The sequence below is a fragment of the Psychrobacter sp. I-STPA6b genome, from assembly GCF_020662265.1.
Lineage (GTDB): Bacteria > Pseudomonadota > Gammaproteobacteria > Pseudomonadales > Moraxellaceae > Psychrobacter.
On record NZ_VEWM01000080.1, the window covers coordinates 178,205 to 199,179 of the forward strand.

General features: G+C 39.7%; 17 protein-coding genes. 6 read left to right on the forward strand and 11 right to left on the reverse strand.

Going from position 1 to position 20,975, the window contains the following annotated elements; translation table 11 throughout:
* Positions 1-121 precede the first annotated feature (121 nt).
* A complete protein-coding gene (locus FHK88_RS10620; protein WP_264480662.1) occupies positions 122-1,276 on the forward strand; it encodes a D-alanyl-D-alanine carboxypeptidase family protein in 1,155 nt (384 codons plus the stop codon).
* A 287-nt stretch (positions 1,277-1,563) separates the two neighbouring features.
* Here the strand turns inward: FHK88_RS10620 and FHK88_RS10625 are convergent, their stop codons facing one another.
* From FHK88_RS10625 to ndk, 10 genes are all read right to left on the reverse strand, one after another.
* A complete protein-coding gene (locus tag FHK88_RS10625) occupies positions 1,564-3,414 on the reverse strand; it encodes a sensor histidine kinase (RefSeq protein WP_227430722.1) in 1,851 nt (616 codons plus the stop codon).
* A 187-nt stretch (positions 3,415-3,601) separates the two neighbouring features.
* Positions 3,602-5,017 (reverse strand): ribosome biogenesis GTPase Der, encoded by a 1,416-nt coding sequence (der, locus tag FHK88_RS10630; RefSeq protein ID WP_227430723.1) that lies wholly within the window; start codon positions 5,015-5,017, stop codon positions 3,602-3,604.
* Between the two features lie 229 nt (positions 5,018-5,246).
* Positions 5,247-6,464, reverse strand: coding sequence for an outer membrane protein assembly factor BamB (gene bamB, locus FHK88_RS10635; RefSeq protein ID WP_227430724.1), 1,218 nt, complete (start codon positions 6,462-6,464; stop codon positions 5,247-5,249).
* Between the two features lie 106 nt (positions 6,465-6,570).
* On the reverse strand, positions 6,571-7,440 hold the full coding sequence (locus FHK88_RS10640; RefSeq protein ID WP_227430725.1) for a YfgM family protein: 870 nt from the start codon (positions 7,438-7,440) through the stop codon (positions 6,571-6,573).
* Between the two features lie 172 nt (positions 7,441-7,612).
* Positions 7,613-8,923 (reverse strand): histidine--tRNA ligase, encoded by a 1,311-nt coding sequence (hisS, locus tag FHK88_RS10645; protein WP_227430726.1) that lies wholly within the window; start codon positions 8,921-8,923, stop codon positions 7,613-7,615.
* 75 nt (positions 8,924-8,998) lie between these two features.
* Positions 8,999-10,117 (reverse strand): flavodoxin-dependent (E)-4-hydroxy-3-methylbut-2-enyl-diphosphate synthase, encoded by a 1,119-nt coding sequence (gene ispG, locus FHK88_RS10650; protein WP_227430727.1) that lies wholly within the window; start codon positions 10,115-10,117, stop codon positions 8,999-9,001.
* A 63-nt stretch (positions 10,118-10,180) separates the two neighbouring features.
* Entirely contained in the window at positions 10,181-11,083 is a 903-nt protein-coding gene (locus tag FHK88_RS10655) for a helix-turn-helix domain-containing protein (RefSeq protein WP_227430728.1), read from the reverse strand.
* The gene (gene pilW, locus FHK88_RS10660) at positions 11,074-11,982 is read right to left on the reverse strand and encodes a type IV pilus biogenesis/stability protein PilW (RefSeq protein WP_227430729.1); all 909 of its coding nucleotides are present in this window, start codon (positions 11,980-11,982) and stop codon (positions 11,074-11,076) included. Before pilW ends, FHK88_RS10655 begins: the two co-directional genes overlap by 10 nt.
* Positions 11,983-12,229: 247 nt before the next feature.
* The gene (gene rlmN, locus FHK88_RS10665) at positions 12,230-13,450 is read right to left on the reverse strand and encodes a 23S rRNA (adenine(2503)-C(2))-methyltransferase RlmN (protein WP_227430730.1); all 1,221 of its coding nucleotides are present in this window, start codon (positions 13,448-13,450) and stop codon (positions 12,230-12,232) included.
* A 106-nt stretch (positions 13,451-13,556) separates the two neighbouring features.
* Positions 13,557-13,988, reverse strand: a complete 432-nt coding sequence (gene ndk, locus FHK88_RS10670; protein WP_227430731.1) for a nucleoside-diphosphate kinase — start codon at positions 13,986-13,988, stop codon at positions 13,557-13,559.
* Between the two features lie 519 nt (positions 13,989-14,507).
* On the opposite strand from ndk, the gene FHK88_RS10675 reads away from it, so the two are divergent.
* The 5 genes from FHK88_RS10675 to FHK88_RS10695 all read left to right on the forward strand — a co-directional run bounded on the left by FHK88_RS10675 (position 14,508) and on the right by FHK88_RS10695 (position 19,792).
* Complete coding sequence (locus FHK88_RS10675) at positions 14,508-15,410, forward strand: phosphodiester glycosidase family protein (protein ID WP_227430732.1); 903 nt, start codon at positions 14,508-14,510, stop codon at positions 15,408-15,410.
* A gap of 117 nt (positions 15,411-15,527) precedes the next feature.
* Positions 15,528-16,619 (forward strand): redox-regulated ATPase YchF, encoded by a 1,092-nt coding sequence (ychF, locus tag FHK88_RS10680; RefSeq protein WP_227430733.1) that lies wholly within the window; start codon positions 15,528-15,530, stop codon positions 16,617-16,619.
* Between the two features lie 172 nt (positions 16,620-16,791).
* Positions 16,792-17,367 carry an MliC family protein gene (locus FHK88_RS10685; protein WP_227430734.1) on the forward strand — a complete coding sequence of 192 codons (576 nt, stop codon included), beginning with the start codon at positions 16,792-16,794 and terminating at the stop codon, positions 17,365-17,367.
* Positions 17,368-17,586: 219 nt separating this feature from the next.
* Positions 17,587-19,011: a deoxyguanosinetriphosphate triphosphohydrolase gene (locus FHK88_RS10690; RefSeq protein WP_227430735.1), complete on the forward strand. Its 1,425-nt coding sequence runs from the start codon at positions 17,587-17,589 to the stop codon at positions 19,009-19,011.
* Between the two features lie 100 nt (positions 19,012-19,111).
* Positions 19,112-19,792, forward strand: coding sequence for a TetR family transcriptional regulator (locus tag FHK88_RS10695; RefSeq protein ID WP_227430736.1), 681 nt, complete (start codon positions 19,112-19,114; stop codon positions 19,790-19,792).
* A gap of 91 nt (positions 19,793-19,883) precedes the next feature.
* On the opposite strand, the gene gspK is transcribed toward FHK88_RS10695, so the two are convergent.
* Complete coding sequence (gspK, locus tag FHK88_RS10700; protein ID WP_227430737.1) at positions 19,884-20,963, reverse strand: type II secretion system minor pseudopilin GspK; 1,080 nt, start codon at positions 20,961-20,963, stop codon at positions 19,884-19,886.
* Positions 20,964-20,975 lie beyond the last annotated feature (12 nt).

Below are 20,975 nucleotides of genomic sequence, written 5' to 3' on the forward strand. Positions count from 1 at the left end.
TATTTCCCAATATTAGGCATTTTGATAAGATGGCTCTTTTATAGATAATTTCCCTATCGTCAATATATTATTCATCTCAATGACAATAGTCATTGTCATATAAGTGGTTATGGAACAAACAATGAAACAAAATCTGGTATTAAAACTCGCAACTGCCACCAGTCTGGTACTGACTTCTTTGGCGACTCAAGCTGCCATAGAGCCACCACAAATGGATAATGCTGCTTATGTCTTAATGGACTATGACACTGGTGAGATATTGGCTCAAAAGAATGCAAATGTTCCACTACCACCTGCCTCATTAACAAAAATGATGACCAGCCATATTATTGAAAAAAAGCTCATTTCAGGTGAATTACAAGAAGAAGACCCTGTCTTAATGAGTGAAAGCGCATGGTGCCGTGGTAGCAGTAGCCAGTCTTGTATGTATGTTCCCGTCAACACAACCGCATCAGTTATTGATATGCTGAGAGGTATTATTATTCAATCAGGCAATGATGCCTCCAAAGCGATGGCAGAACATATCGCTGGTAGTGAGTCTGCTTTTGCCGACATGATGAATGAAGAAGCTGCAAACTTAGGAATGGAAAATACACACTTTGTTAACGCAACGGGTATGCCAGATGAAGGCCATGAAGCATCCGCTCTAGACTTAGCCAAGCTTGCCCGAGCCATTATTAAAGATGATGACAAGTACTATAATATATATTCTGAAAAAGAGTTTACCTATAACAATATCACTCAAGGCAACCGTAACGCTCTTTTGTTAACAGATCCAACAGTTGACGGCTTAAAGACTGGGCATACCAATGCTGCTGGCTACTGCCTTGTGGCTTCCAGCAAGCGCAATAACATGCGACTAATCTCTGTAATCATGGGTACAAAAAGCATGCAAGCACGTGCTGACCAGTCCCGCGAGCTACTTAACTGGGGATTTGGACATTTTGATACTGCTGTTTTAGCACCTGCAAATCAATTTGTCGCTAAAGTCCCTGTCTTATTTGGCGAGGCTGATGAAGTAACCGCCGCCACACAAGCACCTTTACAAGTATTAGTTGCCAAAAAACAGAAAAATAAAATTGAAACCATTACTCGTCTAGATGATGATATCGCAGCGCCTATCACCAAAGGTCAAAAAATTGGAGAAATGATGGCAGTTATCGAAGGCAAAACTGTCGCTACTGTACCTATCGTCGCCACTGAGAATATTGAGCAATCTGGACTATTAAAGCGAGCTTGGCAACATATTGTAAAGTGGGTTACCAGCTTATTCTAACGTATCATCCAAAACTTTATAGATATTTTCTTAAATCATAATATCAAAAGGCAACCTTTTCTGTTTAGAAAGGTTGCCTTTTTACTGAGAGCTATTGTGAATAATTTAGCCCACTTTGCACAAAAGTTAAAATATAACTATAAATTTTTATGAATGATCACTTTACAGAGTAAATATTCAACATGCCCTAATAATCAATATGAACTTCCTTCCTATTCAATATTGATTATAGCCATAACAAAATGACAAATAATAAGTCATATACTCTGCAATATATGACACTCTACTTATAGCCACCCCTTTATTGCACTTGCTAACTCATCGTCTGGAAGCTGAGCTGGCTGGCAAAAATCCACCCCAGCCGCCTGTAGCTCATTCATTTTAGTATCACTAATTTTATCATAATAATACACAATGAGTAGACGATGCTCTTTTTCTAACTTGCGAATTTTTATCGCCAAAAACTTAGCATCTTTAATACTAATATTTGATGAGATCCCTAGAGCATTGACAGGTGTACTAAATATATAATCTATTAACAACTGATAATCAATAAAGTCCTCAACCAAAGCACCATATCTACCCATAAGCTTTACAAAATTAGACTGCCTATTAGTATCAATATAAGCAATTTTGACACCTTCTAATAATCGACTTTCATAACCCTGCTTCCATTCTAATAGTGGCAATATCAAACTAAATGTACTACCTTCTCCATAGACACTTTTTACAGTCAGCTCACCTTTAATCAGCTTTGCTAATTTCTCAGCAACACCCAAGCCTACACCTACACCTTCAAACTCTCTACTCATCGAAGGGTCTACTTGGAAAAATGGTAAGAAAATATCTTTTAGGTTATGCTCTTCAATGCCTACCCCTGTATCAGTCACATCAACACGCCAACAGATTTTCTCATCCATCTGTTCTAAATAGGACTCAACTGTAACACTACCTTCTTTTGTAAACTTGATGGCATTATTAATCAGTACATCTAATATACTATAAACCTTTTGTAAATCACCTTTTAGCCCTTGATCTGAGTGATGTATATGCCCCATCAGCTCAATCCCTTTATCCTTTGCTGTTTTTTCATAAGTCTGTATTAAATTACTCAGTATCTGTAAAGGACGAATTTCCGATACATCAACCTTCATCTGTCCTTTTTCAATTTTATTGAGCTGAATAATCTGCCCTAAAATAAAGTCTAAATCTGTACTTCCCTTTTTAATAATATTGATGGCATCTTTTTGCTCATTACTGGCATAGTGATTGTCTAATAGTTGCAACCCCCCAAAAATTGCATTCAAAGAGGTCTTTAACTCATGAGTAATCATGCTTTGGAAGTTACTTTGCTGGAAAGCCAGCATTTCATTTGAAGGCTGGGTATGACTTTGTTTTTCTAACTCTTGGATCCGACTTTGGCTTTGCTGGTATAATCGATGCAACCAAAACATGGCCTTATGAATGCGATCAAGCTGAATAAACTGGCTTTCATCTTTGAGCAACCGATTTGCTGTCTCTATATTTTTTCCCAGCAACTCTGATGCCTCATCTGCTAACTGCTCAAGTCTATCTAATGGCTTTGATAACCGCCACCACATCGCAGCAAACCAAATAGCATAACAACCCAGTAAGCTTAATAATACGATAGAGTGCTGGATAAACCACTGCTTTCTCAATAGGCTTAAATCTAACGTAACATTAATATAGCCTAGTAATGAGCGATTCGATAGTGCAGACTGTGGCTTGGCATCAAGGCTAAAGTCTAAAGCTTTACTAATAACAGGCTGATGAAAACTGATAACATCCTTACCCGCCACTACTTGCCAATCTGAGTCATTTTGCTCATTAAAGTTTAAAGACTGTTCAATGGAGTAAAAAGAAATACTCTGTAGTGCATCATCTTGCTCTAATAAATACGTCACTTGCTGTGCCACAACAGGTGCACCATCAGGTATTGATGCACTTTCAGCCAGCATTTGTGAAAAGCTTTTAATTTCAATTTTCTTTTGATGGTAAGTATCAACCAAACCACCAAATATATATAGGCTAACTGCTGATATAAACAAAATAGTTGTTGGTATAATCGCAGTTTGCTGAATGAAATATTGAAAGTTCTTTTGTGAGTGACGGTTCATAAAATAAAGTATGACTCATAAGATAAAATACGATGACAAACAGTCATTTAGGAACTATTGAACATTAAATCCATTAAGCTATTTTTTGTACAGAAATAAATGTTCAACAAAGCCTAATCAAGAATATAGTGTTCCTATTAATACATAAGTGAGTTTTGGTAGTCAACCACCACTCTCTTACAAATATTTAACGCCCTTTATTACCCTTCTTTTTAAACTTCTGTACACGCTTACGCTGTCTTTGCTGTTGCATTTTTGCCTTTGTTGGCGTGGACTTTTTTCCTGCATAGGGGTTAGTATTTAACTTAAACTCAACCTTTAATGGCGTCCCCTCTAGCTTAAAAACATCCCGAAATTGGTTCTCAAGATAACGACGATAGCTATTTGGTAATGAGCCTGTTTGGTTACCATGAATCACAATCACTGGCGGGTTATGTCCCCCCAAATGCGCATAACGTAGCTTAATACGTCGTCCTGCGACCATTGGTGGTGGATTTGCAGTAATCGCATCTTCTAAGATTTGAGTTAGTCGACTGGTTGAAACTTTGAACATTGAAGACTGATACGCCCGTAGTATTGATGGATAAAGATTACCCACACCCGTGCCATGCAACGCAGAAATCAGGTGAACCTTAACATAAGGTACAAAGTTAAAACGACGCTCTATATCTGATTTTAGTATCTGCTTTTGCTCTTCAGACAAACCATCCCATTTATTGATAGCAATCACAATGGCTCGACCAGCATCTAGTGCATAACCTAGCATATGTAAATCTTGATCTACAATACCTTCTTTACCATCAACAACCAATATCACCACGTTGGCATCTTTAATGGCTTGCAGTGCCTTAATAACAGAGAATTTTTCAACCTTCTCATCAATACGACCACGACGTCGCACACCTGCTGTATCAATTAATACATAGTTTTTGCCATTACGCTCATACGGAATATAAATACTGTCTCGAGTTGTCCCTGGCATATCAAAGACCACAACCCGTTCTTCACCTAACAAACGATTGACCAATGTAGATTTGCCTACATTAGGACGACCAATAACTGCCAGCTTCAATCCGTCAGGTGCAGTATCTTCTACTTGTTCTGGCATCGTCTCAGTCAAATCATCTAATAGATTATTCAGTCCTCGACCATGACTGGCAGCCATCGGATATGGCTCACCCAATCCTAATGCAAAAAACTCTGCTGGTGCCGCATCATGCACACCATCAATTTTATTTGCAACCAAATAGACTGGCTTACCCAATATATGCAACTGTTTAGCGATGTCTGCATCTGCACCAACCATACCAGCACGTGCATCAACAACAAATACAATAATATCAGCTTCATGAATCGCGGTATGAGACTGAGTAGACATATAATCATCTATCTCACCTTTGCCATCATCAGACTCACCGATACCACCTGTATCAACCACGATAAATGATTTACCCTCATAGGTGGCATCACCATATTGACGGTCACGTGTCAAACCAGATAGATCTGCCACTAATGCTTGTCGACTTCGTGTCATCTGGTTAAATATCGTTGACTTACCAACATTTGGGCGTCCAATAAGGGCAACGACAGGTTTCATTGACATGGATTACTCTCACAAAAATAAATTTAAAATGGAATATTAGATAGATATCTAAAAAGAAGGTGACTATTTATTTGCTAAGACAAATAGTAGTAAATGGAAAAGCTAAAGTTTAATATATCAAATTTACAGAAAAACTTTTTTAATATTAATAATACTTTTACAGCTAGGGTTTATTGCGCAACAAATTTTGTTACATCAATAAACCCCATTATGATAAATAAATTATCTTTTAGTGACTCAAACGCCAGATATTTACTTGTCCAGACTGGCTTTGTGTCATTAAGTTATCTGCTTGAACTTGTAGTGTAGATAAAGCGCCTTTTGTACTAGTTCGACTAACAATTTTTCCTGTTTGTGGCGACAGTAAATGTACCACACCTTCTAAATCACCAACCGCGATATAGTTACCGATAAGCACTGGATTCGTCAACTGGCGATAACGAAGCTCTGAGTTCTCCCACATTGGCTCACCTGTCACACGATTAAAGGCCTTAACATCTCCTGATAAGGTAGTCGCAATGACACTATCATTAGTTGTTGCCAATGACTTTAAGCTACTAGCATCTTGCACAAACAGAATTCTTTCACTGCGTAAATCAACACCTACTAACTGACCACTATAGCTAATTGCGAATAACTGACCATTATCAACAACTGGATTACCATCAATATCAGTCATACGTTGCACTTCACTAGCACCTGATGGTACACCCACACGTCGTGACCATAATGGCTGACCTGTTTCAATATTAAGTGCATGCAAACGACCATCGGCTGTAGCAATTAAGACTGTGCTATCATCTAATAGCACAGGAGAAGCACTGCCTCGAACACTGATACTTGGCACCTGTGTGGCAAACTGCCATACTGGATTTCCAGATTGTAAAGATAGCCCTTGCAACAGACCATCGTTACCTGACACAATGACACGATTATTATGAATCAATGCAGGCGATAAGATTGTGCCTGTGGTTGGACGTTGCCAACGTACTTGCCCAGTTTTACCATCTAATGCAATAATTTTGGCATCACGAGTGCTAACAATAGCAATATCATGGCTAGCATCTACAGCCACACCACCTGTAATCTCACTACCTACATTCACTTGCCATAAGTTCTTACCTTGGGCATCATATGCAGAAACATTACCATCACGACTGGCAACTATCACCTGATTACCATTTAACCCTACTTGCAAAGATAAAGGATCTTTAGCATTACCTTTTGCCGATGTTGTGACGGCAAATACTGGCTCCAACAAGTTAACTTGTTGCTCTAATTGGACAAGCTTCGTTGGTTTATGCTCATCTGGCTTAATGGTTTTACTACAACCAACCATTGCCACACTACTAATCGCTAAGAAAGCAACTGCCACACCTTGTATAATGGGACGAACCGTCCTATTTGATATAATAGCAACACCAGTATTCGTGATAAATCTTGTCATAGGTTTGTACTCGTATTAGTTCATAAATATCGTTTCTGCGTCATCAATTCAGCAAGCCAGTTACGCCATATTCATTTCGTATCGCTTTTAAATATTAACGCGATTACTACTGTATCTCAGATGCTTCTTCTGTCTCCGCTTCACCAGTAGATTCAGACTGTACAGTAACTGTAGATGCATCTATTTCGACTGGCTGTTCTGGTGTTACTTCTTCCGTCACCAAGCTTCCTACGGTCGATGCTTGACTCGCAATTAACTCAGGTTTGTCTGGCACCTGCTCAGGTACAACCCCTAAGCTTTCGATTTTTAAACGTAAGATAGCACGTTCTTCTTCTCGTTTAATCAACAATGACCAAGCGTTCTCATAAGCCCGTATCGCATCTTCTTGTTTACCTTGAGTCAGATAGATATCACCCAATAACTCTTGTTTTGTTGCATCAAAAGCATTAGGAACTTCATGCGATGCCTCTGATAAGGCTTCATCTACTTTACCCGCCGCCAATAATGTTGCTGCATAACGCAACTGAGTCAGTGCTTTTAATCCTGCATCATCATTAGCAACCGACAATGCTTGTTTTAGTGATGTGCTAGCGCCATCATAGTCTTCAGCATCTGCTTGCTGACGTGCTTTTAATACCAAAGCTTGCCAAGCATATACAGAGTTGGGATGTGTAGCGACCAAGGCATCTATCTGTTCAGCCAGTGCTGCTTTATCTGCTTCCAAAGCTGTTGCTTCTAAATCAGGATTTTGCTTTGCCAAATTTACTTTGTCATTAAGCTCTTGTACAGCAGCATACTCATCTGCAGCAACTGTATCAACACTCACAGTTCTATTTTGCCAATATTGCCAGCCAAAATAGCCAGCTAAAGCCAATAAGATAACTGCGATAATATAGCCACCATATTTTTTCAAATCAGCCATCGACTGCGCTTCGTATTTATCACCAGTAGGGTTTGAACCGGTATTGCTGACCATAATATTACCTAATAAACTATTATCTAAAAATAAAAAACTATTCAAGCATACCATTAATCATGATATATCATCAAAATAAACAACCATATATCATACTTCATCTTCAAGTATGCTTATTTACACTACCTTCACTTTAGGCAACTATCGAAATCATAAGTTATGTTACTATAAACTATTTAACGCTAAAGTTATCCACTGAATATAACCATGAATCAGGCTGAGTTGTCTGCTCACCCGTCTGCATATGCTTAATGCTCACCTGCTGATTGGCTATCTCATCTTGCGCCAATATCACTGTCAAATCCGCACCTGATTTATCTGCTTTTTTCATTTGTGACTTTAAGCTGGTTGCACTACTCATTTTCACACGTAAGTCTGGGCGTTCTTTTCGCAGTGATTGTGCATATTTTAAACCCGAAGTATAAACGTCTGGATGCGCTACAATAAATACATCACAAGCTGAAGTCTGTGCAAAGGGTTCTATCGCTTGTATTAATAGCAATAAGCGTTCCAGTCCCATAGCAAAGCCAATGGCAGGTGCTGACTGTGCAGGTTTCTTTGTATCACCCTGCTTTAGAGTTTTTAGCTGACCGATTAAACCATCATAGCGACCACCAGCACATACCGTTGCTTGTGCGCCCAGCTTATCAGTTACCCATTCAAAAACTGTTTTATTATAGTAATCTAAACCACGCACCAGCTTTGGATTAATTTCATAGTCGATGCCTAGTACAGTTAAATACTGCTGTACTTTGGCAAAATGCTCTTGACTATCTGCACCTAAAAAGTCAGATAGCATGGGCGCATCTGCTAAGATAGCCTGTGTTTTGCTATCTTTACTATCTAAGATGCGTAAAGGGTTAGTGCTCAATCGACGCTGACTGTCTGCATCTAGGTCTGCTTTTTTATCGGTTAAGTAATCAACCAATGCCTGACGATATGCCGACCGCTCTTCTGGCTCGCCTAGACTATTAATTTGCAAAGTTAGCTCATGATCAATACCCAAGTCTTGCCACATCATATAAGTCATGGCAATCAGCTCAGCATCTGCATCAGGTAGTTCACTACCGAAGCTTTCAACCCCTAGCTGATGAAATTGACGATAGCGTCCTTTTTGGGGCTGTTCATAGCGAAACATAGGTCCCATATACCACAACTTTGGTGCATCACCACGTAGCAAATTATGCTCAATGACAGCTCTGACTGCGCCTGCTGTCCCCTCAGGACGCAAAGTAATAGGCGTTGGTGGGTCAGACTTATCGGTAAAGCTAAACATCTCTTTTTCAACAATATCCGTCGCATCACCAATAGCTCGAGCAAAAAGTTGAGTCTCCTCAACAATCGGCAAACGGATTTGCTCAAATCCAAATCTATCTAAAACATTGGCTAATGTATGCTCTAACTGTCGCCACTCACTACTTGGACGACTAACTTCTGTCGGTACTTGCAGGATGTCATTAAAACCTTTAATCGACTTAATCATAATCTACCAATCCAAAACTTCTCATATATTATTATTTGCAGAAAAACTTCATTTGCATTATATACTTAGATACACCTAGGCTTTCACCCGCAAAATCTCATTTTCTCGTTTTGCTTCACGTTCTTTTACTTTATCACGCACCATTTTTTCGATTTCATCTGCCAGTTGCTTGGTATCAATTAAGTGACTTTTATCACCGTTTCGATATACTAAAGAGTTTGGGCTAGCACCAACAACGCCAATATCAGCCTCTTTAGCTTCTCCCGGACCATTCACTTTACAACCAATAACTGAAACATCCATCGGCTCACGAATGTCTTCCAAACGTGCTTCTAAGTCATTCATTACCCGAATCACATCAAATTCCTGACGAGAGCAACTTGGACAGGCAATAAAGTTCACACCATTAGAGCGGATTCCTAAAGATTTTAGGATATCAAAGCCAATCTTAATCTCTTCTTCAGGCTCAGCAGCCAGTGAAATACGCATGGTATCTCCGATACCTTCGAGCAATAAGCCACCTAGCGCAATGGCAGACTTAACTGTACCAGTGCGATATACACCAGCTTCTGTGACACCCAAATGTAAGGGGTTTTCAATCTGTGCAGAAATCAGACGATACGCATCTAAGGTCAAAAATATATTACTGGCTTTAACTGAGACTTTATACTGGTCAAAGTTTAAGCGCTCTAAAATGTCAATATGGCGTAGAGCCGACTCTAACATCGCTTCACCTGTCGGCTCACCATACTTGCGTTGCAAATCTTTTTCTAACGAGCCTGCATTCACACCAATACGAATCGGGATGTTATGCTCTCTAGCACATGCCACCACTTCTCGTACTTTTTTATCATTACCAATATTACCGGGGTTAATCCGTAAACAGTCTGCGCCGACTTCTGCAACAGCAAGTGCAATTTTATAGTCAAAGTGGATATCTGCAATTAAAGGAACATTAACCTGCTTTTTAATCTCAGCAAAAGCCGCAACTGTATCCATCGTTGGTGTCGATACACGCATCAAGTCTGCCCCAGCATCAACACAGCGCTGAATCTGTGCGACAGTGGCCGCCACATCACAGGTGTTGGTATTGGTCATACTCTGTACACTAATGGGTGCATCACCACCCACTGCGACATCACCCACATAGATTTTCTTTGTAGGACGACGAGTTATGGGGGAAGGCATTGACATCACTTAATCCTTAATTAGCTCATTGAAGGGCAAATAGTATCTATCAGATATGATAGAGAAGATTTATGGAGAAAGTGAGAAATTTGCTTGGTTATTTTGTGCATATTGCGTTAATGCAACCTTTTCTTGATTTAAGTTTAAAGCCACATTGCTAACTTTACTAATCTGCACCTGAAATGGTGGTACACCTGAGATTTTATAACCACCTCGAGACTGATTACCACTCATTAAAGATTTACCAGTTGCATCTGTCACGCTAATATCTGTATTACCACGTACCCAAAAATCTAAGGTAGCCTGAGTAGCATTATTTGTGCTACCACTTTGGACTTCTTCTACAGGGGCTGTGGTTGTAACACCTACTGCACTACCAGCACCAGTGGCAGCTGTACCTGCTGGCAAAGAGGTGGCTGTATTATCCAAAGAAGCACCTTGTATCTGCTCTACACCAGATATGTCATCAACCACGACAACCTCTTCACCCTCTGCAGGCACTTCTTGTCTGGCATTGCTGATCGTACGTAATAAAAATACTGCTAAAACAACCAGTGCAATTGCACCCAATATTAACAGTGGATTTATCCGTAAGTTAAGACGACGAGAATCACGCTGCAGTGTCCCTAAAGGTTTTAATGGCGTGTTAATCTCACTGCGGCTTGCCTCTTTTAAATGCGTAGGATAAGCAGCATCAAATGCTTTAGCAATATCATGCGGATCTAATCCCAAATACTTGGCATAGTTAATAGCAAAGCCACGAGCAAATGTCGCTTGAGGCAGTTTACTAAAGTCCTCTGCCTCTAGTGCCTCTAAATGACGCTTTAAGATATGTAGTGTATCTGCTGCTTCATCAAGAGTCGCTTTTTTCTGCTCACGAGCACGTCTTAACGTTGCTCCAAATGCGTGTGGAGAGCCACTCTTTTCTAGGTTTGATACAGTGTCAGTTGATTGGGGGGTAGTTACTTCCATGATGCCTCTGGGTTACGAATCCAAGTTTTAAGCAATTTTGCTTCATCACTTAGGGGGTATGCTGATAAAAGTTGCTGTGATAGCTGTTGTCGTTGTGACAGATCATTACGTGCTGCCGCTAATTTAATGCCTTGTAACAATAAACGTGGGCTACTCGCCTCACCACCTGTTAACAAAACAGTTTCGTCATAAAATTGTTGTGCTTGTGGTATACGATTTTGAGCAATAAGCAAATCGACCAACTCAATATGTGCAATTAAGCTATTACGATTGCCATCCAATGCCCGCAAAAATGCAGTTGTCGCCAGTTGTGTATTACCCACTTTTAGAGCGGTCCGCCCTAAATTTTCTAAAGCACCAATTCGTCCTTCATAGCCTAATGCAGCACCTGCCACTTCAAAGTGTTCTATTGCGTCATTATATCTTCCCATCTGCGATAGATATACACCATAGTTATTACGTGCTTGCATAAACTGTGGGTCAAGCTCAATGGCTCGCTTAAAAAATCCATCTGCCTTGGCAAGATTAATTTCACTGCCTTCTTGTTGCAATAGGATGCCCATCATATCATAAGCAGGCGCATATCGGCTATTAGCGGAAAAGGCCTTCTCTAGCTGCCGCTGTGCTGAATCGAGCTCATTTTGACGAATAAACTGCGCCGCCATTGCTGTACGAACTTGTGCAACTTTATTAGGATCAGACGTATATCCTGTTGGTTCAGTTGTCGTTGCATATCGGCTAGTCGGTGTTACCCCATCAACCGAAGTAGATTGACAACCACTTAGTACCATTATTGCCACGCTAGCAATCAGCGTTGCCCGTATAGCGTAATGAAAACTGCGAATATTATTGCGGATAATATCACGAAACGAATATGTAGTGGAGTATGAGACAGTCATAGTAAGTTCTTAAATTAGCCATAAAATAGAAGGTGAAATTTTCACTATAAATCAACGTAAAAAAGCACTTATATCAGATACTTCGATATTCTATCTTCTGTTTAAGAAAGATTAAATACTTGAATATAAGTCAATCACATTTGTTAGTCTAACTTAAACTATTCGCAATATACCAGAATTAATTTGATATCAGCAAAAATGACATCTATCCGTTCTAACTAAACCGATTATCCAAATATATCTACTTTTAACTCATACTTTGTTCTTGCTCTTGAATACGTTGCTTCCATTTTGCAGAACGTCGAGTTCTATCAGCAACCTGACCCACCAACTGCCCACAAGCAGCATCAATATCATCACCACGAGTTTGGCGAATGGTACAAACAAATCCTGCTTTACTTAAAATATTGCTAAAAGCATGGATTCTATTATTACTTGAACGTCCATACGGTGCATGAGGGAATGGGTTAAATGGAATCAAGTTAATCTTGCTCGGTAAGTCATCTAACAGACGAACTAATTGCTGAGCATGTTCGTCGCTATCATTCACCCCTTCTAACATCACATATTCAATTGTCACATGCTTTTTGTGGCGTGGATTACTATCAAAGACATAAGCACGTGCTGCTGCCATTAACTCTGCTAATGGATATTTTTTATTAATTGGGACAAGCTCATTACGTAACTCATCATTTGGTGCATGTAAAGAGATGGCAAGTGCCACATCAATATCATCAGCCAAATCATACATTTTAGGGACAACACCAGAGGTTGATAATGTGACTCGACGCTTTGATAGACCATACGCATGGTCTGATAGCATCAGTTTCATTGCAGAAACAACGGGCTGATAGTTCAACAACGGCTCACCCATACCCATCATCACCACATTGGTAACGTGATTTTGCCAATCTTGACTCGCAACACCCTGCATATAAGAAGCATTAGCAACCCAAAGCTGACCAATTATCTCAGCAGGTGTCAAATCTCGCTCAAAACCCTGTTTGCCAGTACTGCAAAAACTACAGTCTAAAGCACAGCCAACTTGTGAAGATATACATAGTGTTTTTCGCCCATTGACCTTACTATCATCTGCTGGAATCAGTACTGTTTCTACCAACGAGCCACCCGCAACTTCAAACACCCACTTACGTGTGCCATCTTCGCTAAATTCTTTATGCTTCACCTTTGGCGGTGTGACACAGGCATGCTGATTTAACTTTTCACGCAGTGCCTTAGATAAGTTTGTCATTTGGGTAAAGTCAGTCACACCATGCTGATATATCCACTTCATAACCTGTGTGGCTCGAAAGGGTTTTTCACCCAATGTCTTAAAATACGCTCCCAGCTCCTCTTGGTTCATACCTAGAAGATTGGTACGCTCATTCACCGCTTCTTTTGACTCTACAACAGAGGCATGGCTCACAGTGTTCTGCGCATCTGGATTGACAGTCGTAATTTTACTCATGGGTCTTACCCTAACTTGACAACATGCAGACAAGTGCCATCAGCAATATATGCCCATGACACTTGGCTTAATAAATAATATCAGCTCATATAATTAATATGAATGCTTAACGAGTACGCTCTAATACTTCGTCTTCAGCAAAAAAATAAGCGATTTCACGTTTTGCTGACTCTGGAGAATCTGAGCCATGTACTGCATTTTCATCAATACTCTTTGCAAAGTCTTTACGAATAGTACCTTCAGCAGCTTCTGCAGGATTGGTTGCACCCATAATTTCACGGTGCTTTGCAATCGCATTTTCACCTTCTAATACAGAAACGACCACAGGACCTGAAGTCATAAAAGCTTTCAAGTCATTGTAAAAAGGACGCTCTTTATGCTCTGCATAAAAACCACCTGCTTTTTCATCGTCAAGATGCAACATTTTTGCACCCACAATTTTTAATCCAGCTTGCTCAAAACGAGTATAGATTTCACCGATATGATTACCAGCAACAGCATCTGGCTTAATAATAGATAATGTACGCTCAATCGCCATTAGTAAGACTCCTTAATTTTGTCCAGTTTATTTATAAAACACAGCAGATAATACCAAACTCTACTAAATGGACACTAAATAATACAGTTTCCACCTAAAAATAGTCCCATTATAATAGTTTTGATAAAACTGACGCCTATTATAATCAATCATAATATAAATGATAGAGTAAAGCGCAAATCTAACATCGAACTGTGATAAGTTTTAATAGAAGACATACAATTTGCATCATAGCTGATACCTAGTGGATACCTTAATCCAACCATTGTAGCCATTTAAGTGGATATAACCGTCACTGTCTTTTAATAAAAACCAAAGCCATAACAACTAATACTATAATAAGGCTACGTTTAAAGGTAATGTTTATAAAAATAACCTCATAGCAGTTTGTATTGTGTCAATGCTACAAATTTTGACTCTATAAAATACAATATCCTTTTACAGTAGACTGCCTTATACTTAAACTGTATACCGAATATACTGCTTCCATGACATATTTTATTGAGGTCTATTGTGTCTGTGATATCCAGCTCCAGCTCTTTTATCCAAAAGTTTTCCTACTCCACTACCCAAAAACATTATTGGGTAGCAGTGCTACTATCTTTTATCACTATATTCACCACTGGCTGCCAAGATTCCCAGTCAGAGCAGTTAATAGAGCAACTAACAACAGATAACGAAACAACAGCAAAATTTTGTAGTAGGCAAACCTCACCTTTTAAATACTCACTATGTCAAGTTGAGCAAACCCATATTTTATCTGGTGATGCCCTATCCTTACGCTTATTTTGGAAACCAGATGATGATAATAAAAACCAAACCCTTAGTCCCCTATATAAGTTTGAGTCATTGATTGCCAATCTACCACAAAAATCAACACTCGAATTTGCCGCAAATGCTGGCATGTATAATTCAGAGTTCGCTCCTATTGGCTATACTGTGATTAAAGGCGAAGAAATACGCTCATTAAACCTTAAAGAGGGAGGTGGAAACTTTCACCTATTACCTAATGGTGTACTATGGTGGGATAAGAATGGCAAGGTAAATATCACAGAAAGCCAGCAAATGAATGATTTGCTCAAGACAGATAAAGCCACACCTTGGTATGCGACACAGTCTGGACCTATGCTCGTCATTGATGGCAACATTCATCCTAAATTTAATCCTGATAGCACTTCTTTGAAGTTTCGTAATGGTGTTGGTGTCTGCGCAGATGGGCAGATTAAATTTGTTAATAGTGATGAACCAGTCAACTTTTATCAATTTGCTGCATTATTTAAAGGTGATTTGAGCTGTCATAATGCCTTATTTTTAGATGGTGGCGTGGCTTCAGCACTATATGCACCCGAAATTGGACAAAAGGATGAAAAAAATATGGGGGTTATGGTCGGTGTTGTAGAAACGGCAGAAGCACAAAAATAAATAAGAAGCTCTCTGTAAAAACAATGTGCTTCTATCTACTCCCCGTACAGTTATAATTTTTGCTACAATACACAGCGAATTATTCATTTTTTTAAACAAATTTAAGAGAGACAATACATGGGCTTTAATTGTGGCATCGTCGGCTTACCAAATGTCGGCAAATCTACCTTATTTAATGCACTTACAAAAGCTGGCATCGCTGCGGAAAACTTTCCTTTTTGTACCAAAGACCCAAATGTTGGTATTGTGCCTGTACCTGACCCACGCCTCAAAAAACTAGCAGACATTGTAAAACCTGAGCGTATCTTACCAACCACTATGGAATTTGTTGATATTGCTGGTCTGGTTGCGGGTGCATCACAAGGCGAAGGTATGGGCAACCAATTCTTGGCAAATATTCGTGAGACTGATGCCATTGCTCATGTAGTTCGCTGTTTTGATGACGATAATGTGATACACGTTGATGGTCGAGTCAGTCCAATTGATGACATCGAAACCATCAATACAGAATTGGCACTGTCTGATTTAGAAGCCGTAGAGCGTGCCATTACTAACCTGAACAAAAAAGCCAAAGGTGGTGATAAGGACGCCAAAGCAACACTTGCTGTCTTTGAAAAAGTACAACCATTATTAGCTGAAGGCAAACCAGCTCGTCTAGCTAATCTGGATGATGATGAGAAAAAACAAATCAAAAGCTACGGTCTAATCACTTTAAAACCCACCATGTATATTGCAAATGTTAGCGAAGATGGCTTTGAAGATAATGCTTATCTAGATGCAGTTCGTGACTATGCCAAAAATGAAGATGCCATCGTCTTAGCAGTATGTAACCAAATCGAAGCTGAAATTGCCCAACTGGATGAAGAGGACAAGCAGGACTTTTTAGAAGGCATGGGTATGACCGAGGCAGGGTTAGACCGAGTCATTCGTGCTGGCTACAACTTACTAGATATGCAGACATACTTTACTGCTGGGGTAAAAGAAGTCCGCGCATGGACAGTCAAAGTTGGTGCCACTGCCCCTGAAGCAGCCGGCGTCATTCATACTGACTTTGAGCGTGGCTTTATTCGTGCTGAAGTCATCGCTTATGAAGACTTTATTGAGTATGGTGGTGAAAAAGGAGCAGCTGCAGCTGGTAAGTCTCGCCTAGAAGGTAAAACTTATATTGTCCAAGACGGCGATGTGATGCACTTTAGATTTAATGTCTAAAATATATCATAACTATCATATGCACTGACTATCCAGTGTACTAAATAACTTAAAACAAAGTTATTTTCTTTTAAAATAAAGAGACCTATTTAAATTCACATAGAAATAGGTCTTTTTAAATACAATTATCTGTTATATTATAACATAATGTTTATTTTAATAAGGAATTACCATGTCTTTATCAACCACATCTAAAGTACGTTTATTACCTCAACTTTGTGCAACCTTACTTATTCCCTGCTTAATGCTTAGTGCATGCCAAAAAAACGAGGCAACACAAGCTTCTGAAGAGCCAGAGCAAAATCATGAAGCCCACGATCACGAAGGACATGACCACGATCACGAAGGGCATGACCATGACCACGAAGGGCATGACCATGATCACGAAGGACATGACCATGACCACGAAGGGCATGACCACGATCACGAAGGACACCATCATGGAGGACATGATCCTGCTAATATGACCAAATTCTCATGTGAGCCAGAACAAGAAATTTATGCACACTATCATAATGATGAGCAACCTAAAGTTGTCCATCTTCTTATTGATGGTGTTGAATATGAATTGACTGAAGCACCTTCAGATAAAAATACAGTATATAGCTCTGACATTGGTTTAACTGATGACCAAGGTATCACATGGACCGTCACCAGTGATAATAATGCGCAACTAGCCACCTTATCACTAGATGGAGCCAAAGTCGCAGATGGTGATGTCTTATTCCGTTGTGAAAAAGAATCTTAATATTTAAAGAGTTAACCATAAACTAGAACCTGTTGAACTGTCATCCCGTTAGGCTGTACCCCTTATAAATATTAGCCTAGCGGGATAAATATTCAAAATATCCTACTATTACGCCACTTTATTATTGTAACAAACTACTTGCTACAAACATTTTTGCTGTGCTACGTTATCCTATATCACATAATAAATATTTATCAATCAATAGGATACAAAACAACAATGACAAAAAAAAAGGGTCAAAAGCCACATAACACCGCCAGTAAGCAATGGACAAACTTATTATGTGACCGACGTTTAGGCAGTATTAAAAAACGTAAAAAACAGGAAAAATCACGAACACCTTTTCATAAAGATTATGATCGCCTTATCTTTTCTCACTCATTTCGGCAACTAAATCAAAAAACTCAAGTTCACCCTCTCACCAATCAAATGGGGATTCATACTCGCCTCACACACTCACTAGAAGTCTCCTGCATAGGACGCTCTTTAGGTATGATGGCTGCTGAAAAACTTCACGAACAGCTTTCTAATGGTTTACCACGCGGTGTCAGCGTGGCAGATGTTGGCGTGATTGTACAAGCCGCCTGTTTAGCACATGATATCGGCAACCCACCATTCGGACATGCTGGTGAGTATGCCATTCGAGACTGGTTCCACCATGAGGCACAGCAAACACTTTTAGAGCATATACCTCAGCATCAACGCTGGGATTTATTAGGATATGAAGGTAATGCTCAAGGATTTCGACTTCTCACTCGCAATGAACATCATCCTAATGAAGGTGGTATGCGCTTGACCTATGCAACACTAGGGGCATTTATGAAATACCCTTGGTTAGCCAAACATAGTAACCAAAATGACCAATTATCACATTCTACCAATGGTTTACACATTCAAAAATACGGATGCTTTTATAGTGAAGCAGAGCAGTTACAACAACTGGCAGAACGTCTACACTTGCCACCTTCTCCGACTCATGAAGGATATTCTCGGCATCCACTGGCATATTTACTAGAAGCTGCCGATGACATTTGTTATGCCTTAATCGACTTAGAAGATGGCATTCATCTTGGTATGCTCAGTTATAATGATGTTGAAGAGCTGATGCTGGCATTAATCGGTAAGCGTGGCGCACCACCTGAAGTCATAAATAATGCACCTATTACCCAAAAACTTGCGGCCTTACGTGGTCGTGCTATGATGCGGCTGGTTGATAAAGTCAGTGATGCCTTTGTAAGCAATGCTAAGGCATTATTAGCAGGCACACTACAGGGCAGCTTATTTGATCATTGCCAGTCCAATGTCAATAACAGCATTGCTGCTGCAAAAAGCTTGGCTCGTGAACAGATATTTACCCATCCAGATAAAGTGCGTATGGAGCTGATGGCAAATCGATGCTTACATACTCTACTATCTGCCTTTATGCCACTGGCACTATTACACCAAACAGGACAGACTCCTGACTTTGAACAACAACATCTGATGCGTTTATTATCAGCACATTTACATCACTATCATCGTGAGCTTGATGATGACGTTTATACCAATACATTAAATATATTAGATTTTATTACAGGCATGAACGACCACGAGGCATACCGCTTGGCTCAAGACTTAAATGGTAGCCGTGGTAATCTTTGGTAAGAGTAGTCAATACGAAATGATAGAATATATAAATTTCTCCTCGTTTTTTTACTCATAACTGAGTATCATAATGGTTCATTAACCATAATTTGATAGTCCAATGAATTCTAGAGAGCAAAAAAAACTTCAAACACGCTATGCCTTTTTTAATGCAGTATTAGACTTATGTATGACGGGTCAATCCTTTGGCTCTATTAGCCTACGCCAAGTTACCCGTGAGGTTGGTGTCGTACCGACTGCCTTTTATCGTCATTTTGATGATATGGAAATGCTGGGAAAGTCCTTGGTAGAAGATGAGCTTGGAACTGCCTTATCTGTTCTACGTGACCGCTTACAAATCGGACGTACTCGCAGTTTTGACCGCCAGATTGCTAAGAGTATTCAGTTATTTTTCCAATCGGTTGACGAACATCCTCGCTATTGGCAATTTATGGTCAGTGAGCGCTTTGGTGGTTCAGAAGCAGTGCGCACAGCGATAGATAACCAGATTAAATTATTTGCTAAAATTGTTGGTGCAGACCTGGGGTTACAACCCGCATTTGCTCATATTGACGATAATGACCGTCAGCTACTGGCTGCCGCTGGGCTAAATCTATTTCTATCATGGGTCATTGATTGGTTAGACTTAACCTATACTGCTGAGTTAGAAGATGAAATAGATGAGCCTGCCTTAGAAGCAAAAAAACAGCAACAGTTACATCGCTGTACCCGACAAGCCCAAATGCTATTCTATGGTGCTGAAAACTGGAAATCTTCTGAACAAACTATTTTAGAAGAATAAAATAAGAAGCATCAAACTAACCGAGTAAAACCAGAGCGTACCGGGACAATAACCAGCAGTTGGCTACTCAACTAAATAAGTCTTAATCGCATCATTTTGACTGTGTTGTTTCTATAAAATCTGGACGATATGTCCAGATTTTTCGTCCATAAGCACGAATCACAGGTTGCCCTTGAGCATCTGATTGTTGACTTGCTTCTGTATTACTGCTCCCTGTGGCATCCTCGCCCTCATCTGCCACCTTGCTAATAAAAGTTGTTGCATAGCGGTGCTTATCTTCTATTTCAGCATCAATCAATACATAAAAAGCACGACTTGTTACTGCTAATAGTGGCTTTAATGAGGCTTTCTTTTCATCATCAAGTGTAGAGAATGGTGGCGTTTGCATCACAGCATCTATACTTTCAAATGGCTGTTGTTTAACCTCTTTTACCAATGCTGAAAACTGAGCAGGGTCACTGCCTTCAACTAATGCACTCAAAACAATAGCATCTGCTGTATTCACATTAATAGGTAAAAAATAAGGCACTGTCGTAACATAGGGTTTTAATTTTGCGACTGCTTCGGGGGTAAAACCTTTAACAGCAACTAGCTCATCAATACTAACAAATGGTTGATTCGCAATACTGGCAACTGACACACCTTCTTGCCCAGATAGATAAGCCTCCCGTTCAGCACCACCTTCAGCATGTGTTTCATTATCAGGGTCTTGCCAATCTAAAACCGTATATGCCAATATTGGATCAAGCCCAAGATTACTCAATAATCTCTGAAAAACACTTACTGAAACTTCATCAACTGCACCATCATGATATAAATTATTAATATTAAAACGCTGGCTGGCATCTTGAATACTCAAATTTAGGGTATGTGTACCTAGCTTTATAGGCTTAATGGGTTGCGCCCAGACATCTTGTACACTATCACTGTTATTTAACGTAGCATCTGCTTGTATCAAACCTACTGCTATCTGCTCTGCCGCCTCAATATCTTGTAATACCTGATTCTGCTCTAGCAATAGCATCTGTTTACGCAATGCAATCTTTTGACTTGCCAACATCGAACCTGCAACAACGGTAATCACGACAACCAATAACAAAACTGTCAGCAACGCCATGCCTTGCTGTCTATAAAGGCTTGTTGGCTGAATAGATGACCTAGAAGTTGTCATAAAGGTCTACCA

Coding starts and splice junctions, on each gene's coding strand:
- hisS (WP_227430726.1), bottom strand. CDS start 8,923: ATGATTAAGTCGATTAAAGGTTTTAATGACATCCTGCAAGTACCGACA.
- bamB (WP_227430724.1), bottom strand. CDS start 6,464: ATGACAAGATTTATCACGAATACTGGTGTTGCTATTATATCAAATAGG.
- FHK88_RS10640 (WP_227430725.1), bottom strand. CDS start 7,440: ATGGTCAGCAATACCGGTTCAAACCCTACTGGTGATAAATACGAAGCG.
- gspK (WP_227430737.1), bottom strand. CDS start 20,963: ATGACAACTTCTAGGTCATCTATTCAGCCAACAAGCCTTTATAGACAG.
- ispG (WP_227430727.1), bottom strand. CDS start 10,117: ATGTCAATGCCTTCCCCCATAACTCGTCGTCCTACAAAGAAAATCTAT.
- FHK88_RS10685 (WP_227430734.1), top strand. CDS start 16,792: ATGTCTTTATCAACCACATCTAAAGTACGTTTATTACCTCAACTTTGT.
- pilW (WP_227430729.1), bottom strand. CDS start 11,982: ATGACTGTCTCATACTCCACTACATATTCGTTTCGTGATATTATCCGC.
- der (WP_227430723.1), bottom strand. CDS start 5,017: ATGTCAATGAAACCTGTCGTTGCCCTTATTGGACGCCCAAATGTTGGT.
- FHK88_RS10690 (WP_227430735.1), top strand. CDS start 17,587: ATGACAAAAAAAAAGGGTCAAAAGCCACATAACACCGCCAGTAAGCAA.
- ychF (WP_227430733.1), top strand. CDS start 15,528: ATGGGCTTTAATTGTGGCATCGTCGGCTTACCAAATGTCGGCAAATCT.
- FHK88_RS10625 (WP_227430722.1), bottom strand. CDS start 3,414: ATGAACCGTCACTCACAAAAGAACTTTCAATATTTCATTCAGCAAACT.
- rlmN (WP_227430730.1), bottom strand. CDS start 13,450: ATGAGTAAAATTACGACTGTCAATCCAGATGCGCAGAACACTGTGAGC.
- ndk (WP_227430731.1), bottom strand. CDS start 13,988: ATGGCGATTGAGCGTACATTATCTATTATTAAGCCAGATGCTGTTGCT.
- FHK88_RS10655 (WP_227430728.1), bottom strand. CDS start 11,083: ATGGAAGTAACTACCCCCCAATCAACTGACACTGTATCAAACCTAGAA.
- FHK88_RS10620 (WP_264480662.1), top strand. CDS start 122: ATGAAACAAAATCTGGTATTAAAACTCGCAACTGCCACCAGTCTGGTA.
- FHK88_RS10695 (WP_227430736.1), top strand. CDS start 19,112: ATGAATTCTAGAGAGCAAAAAAAACTTCAAACACGCTATGCCTTTTTT.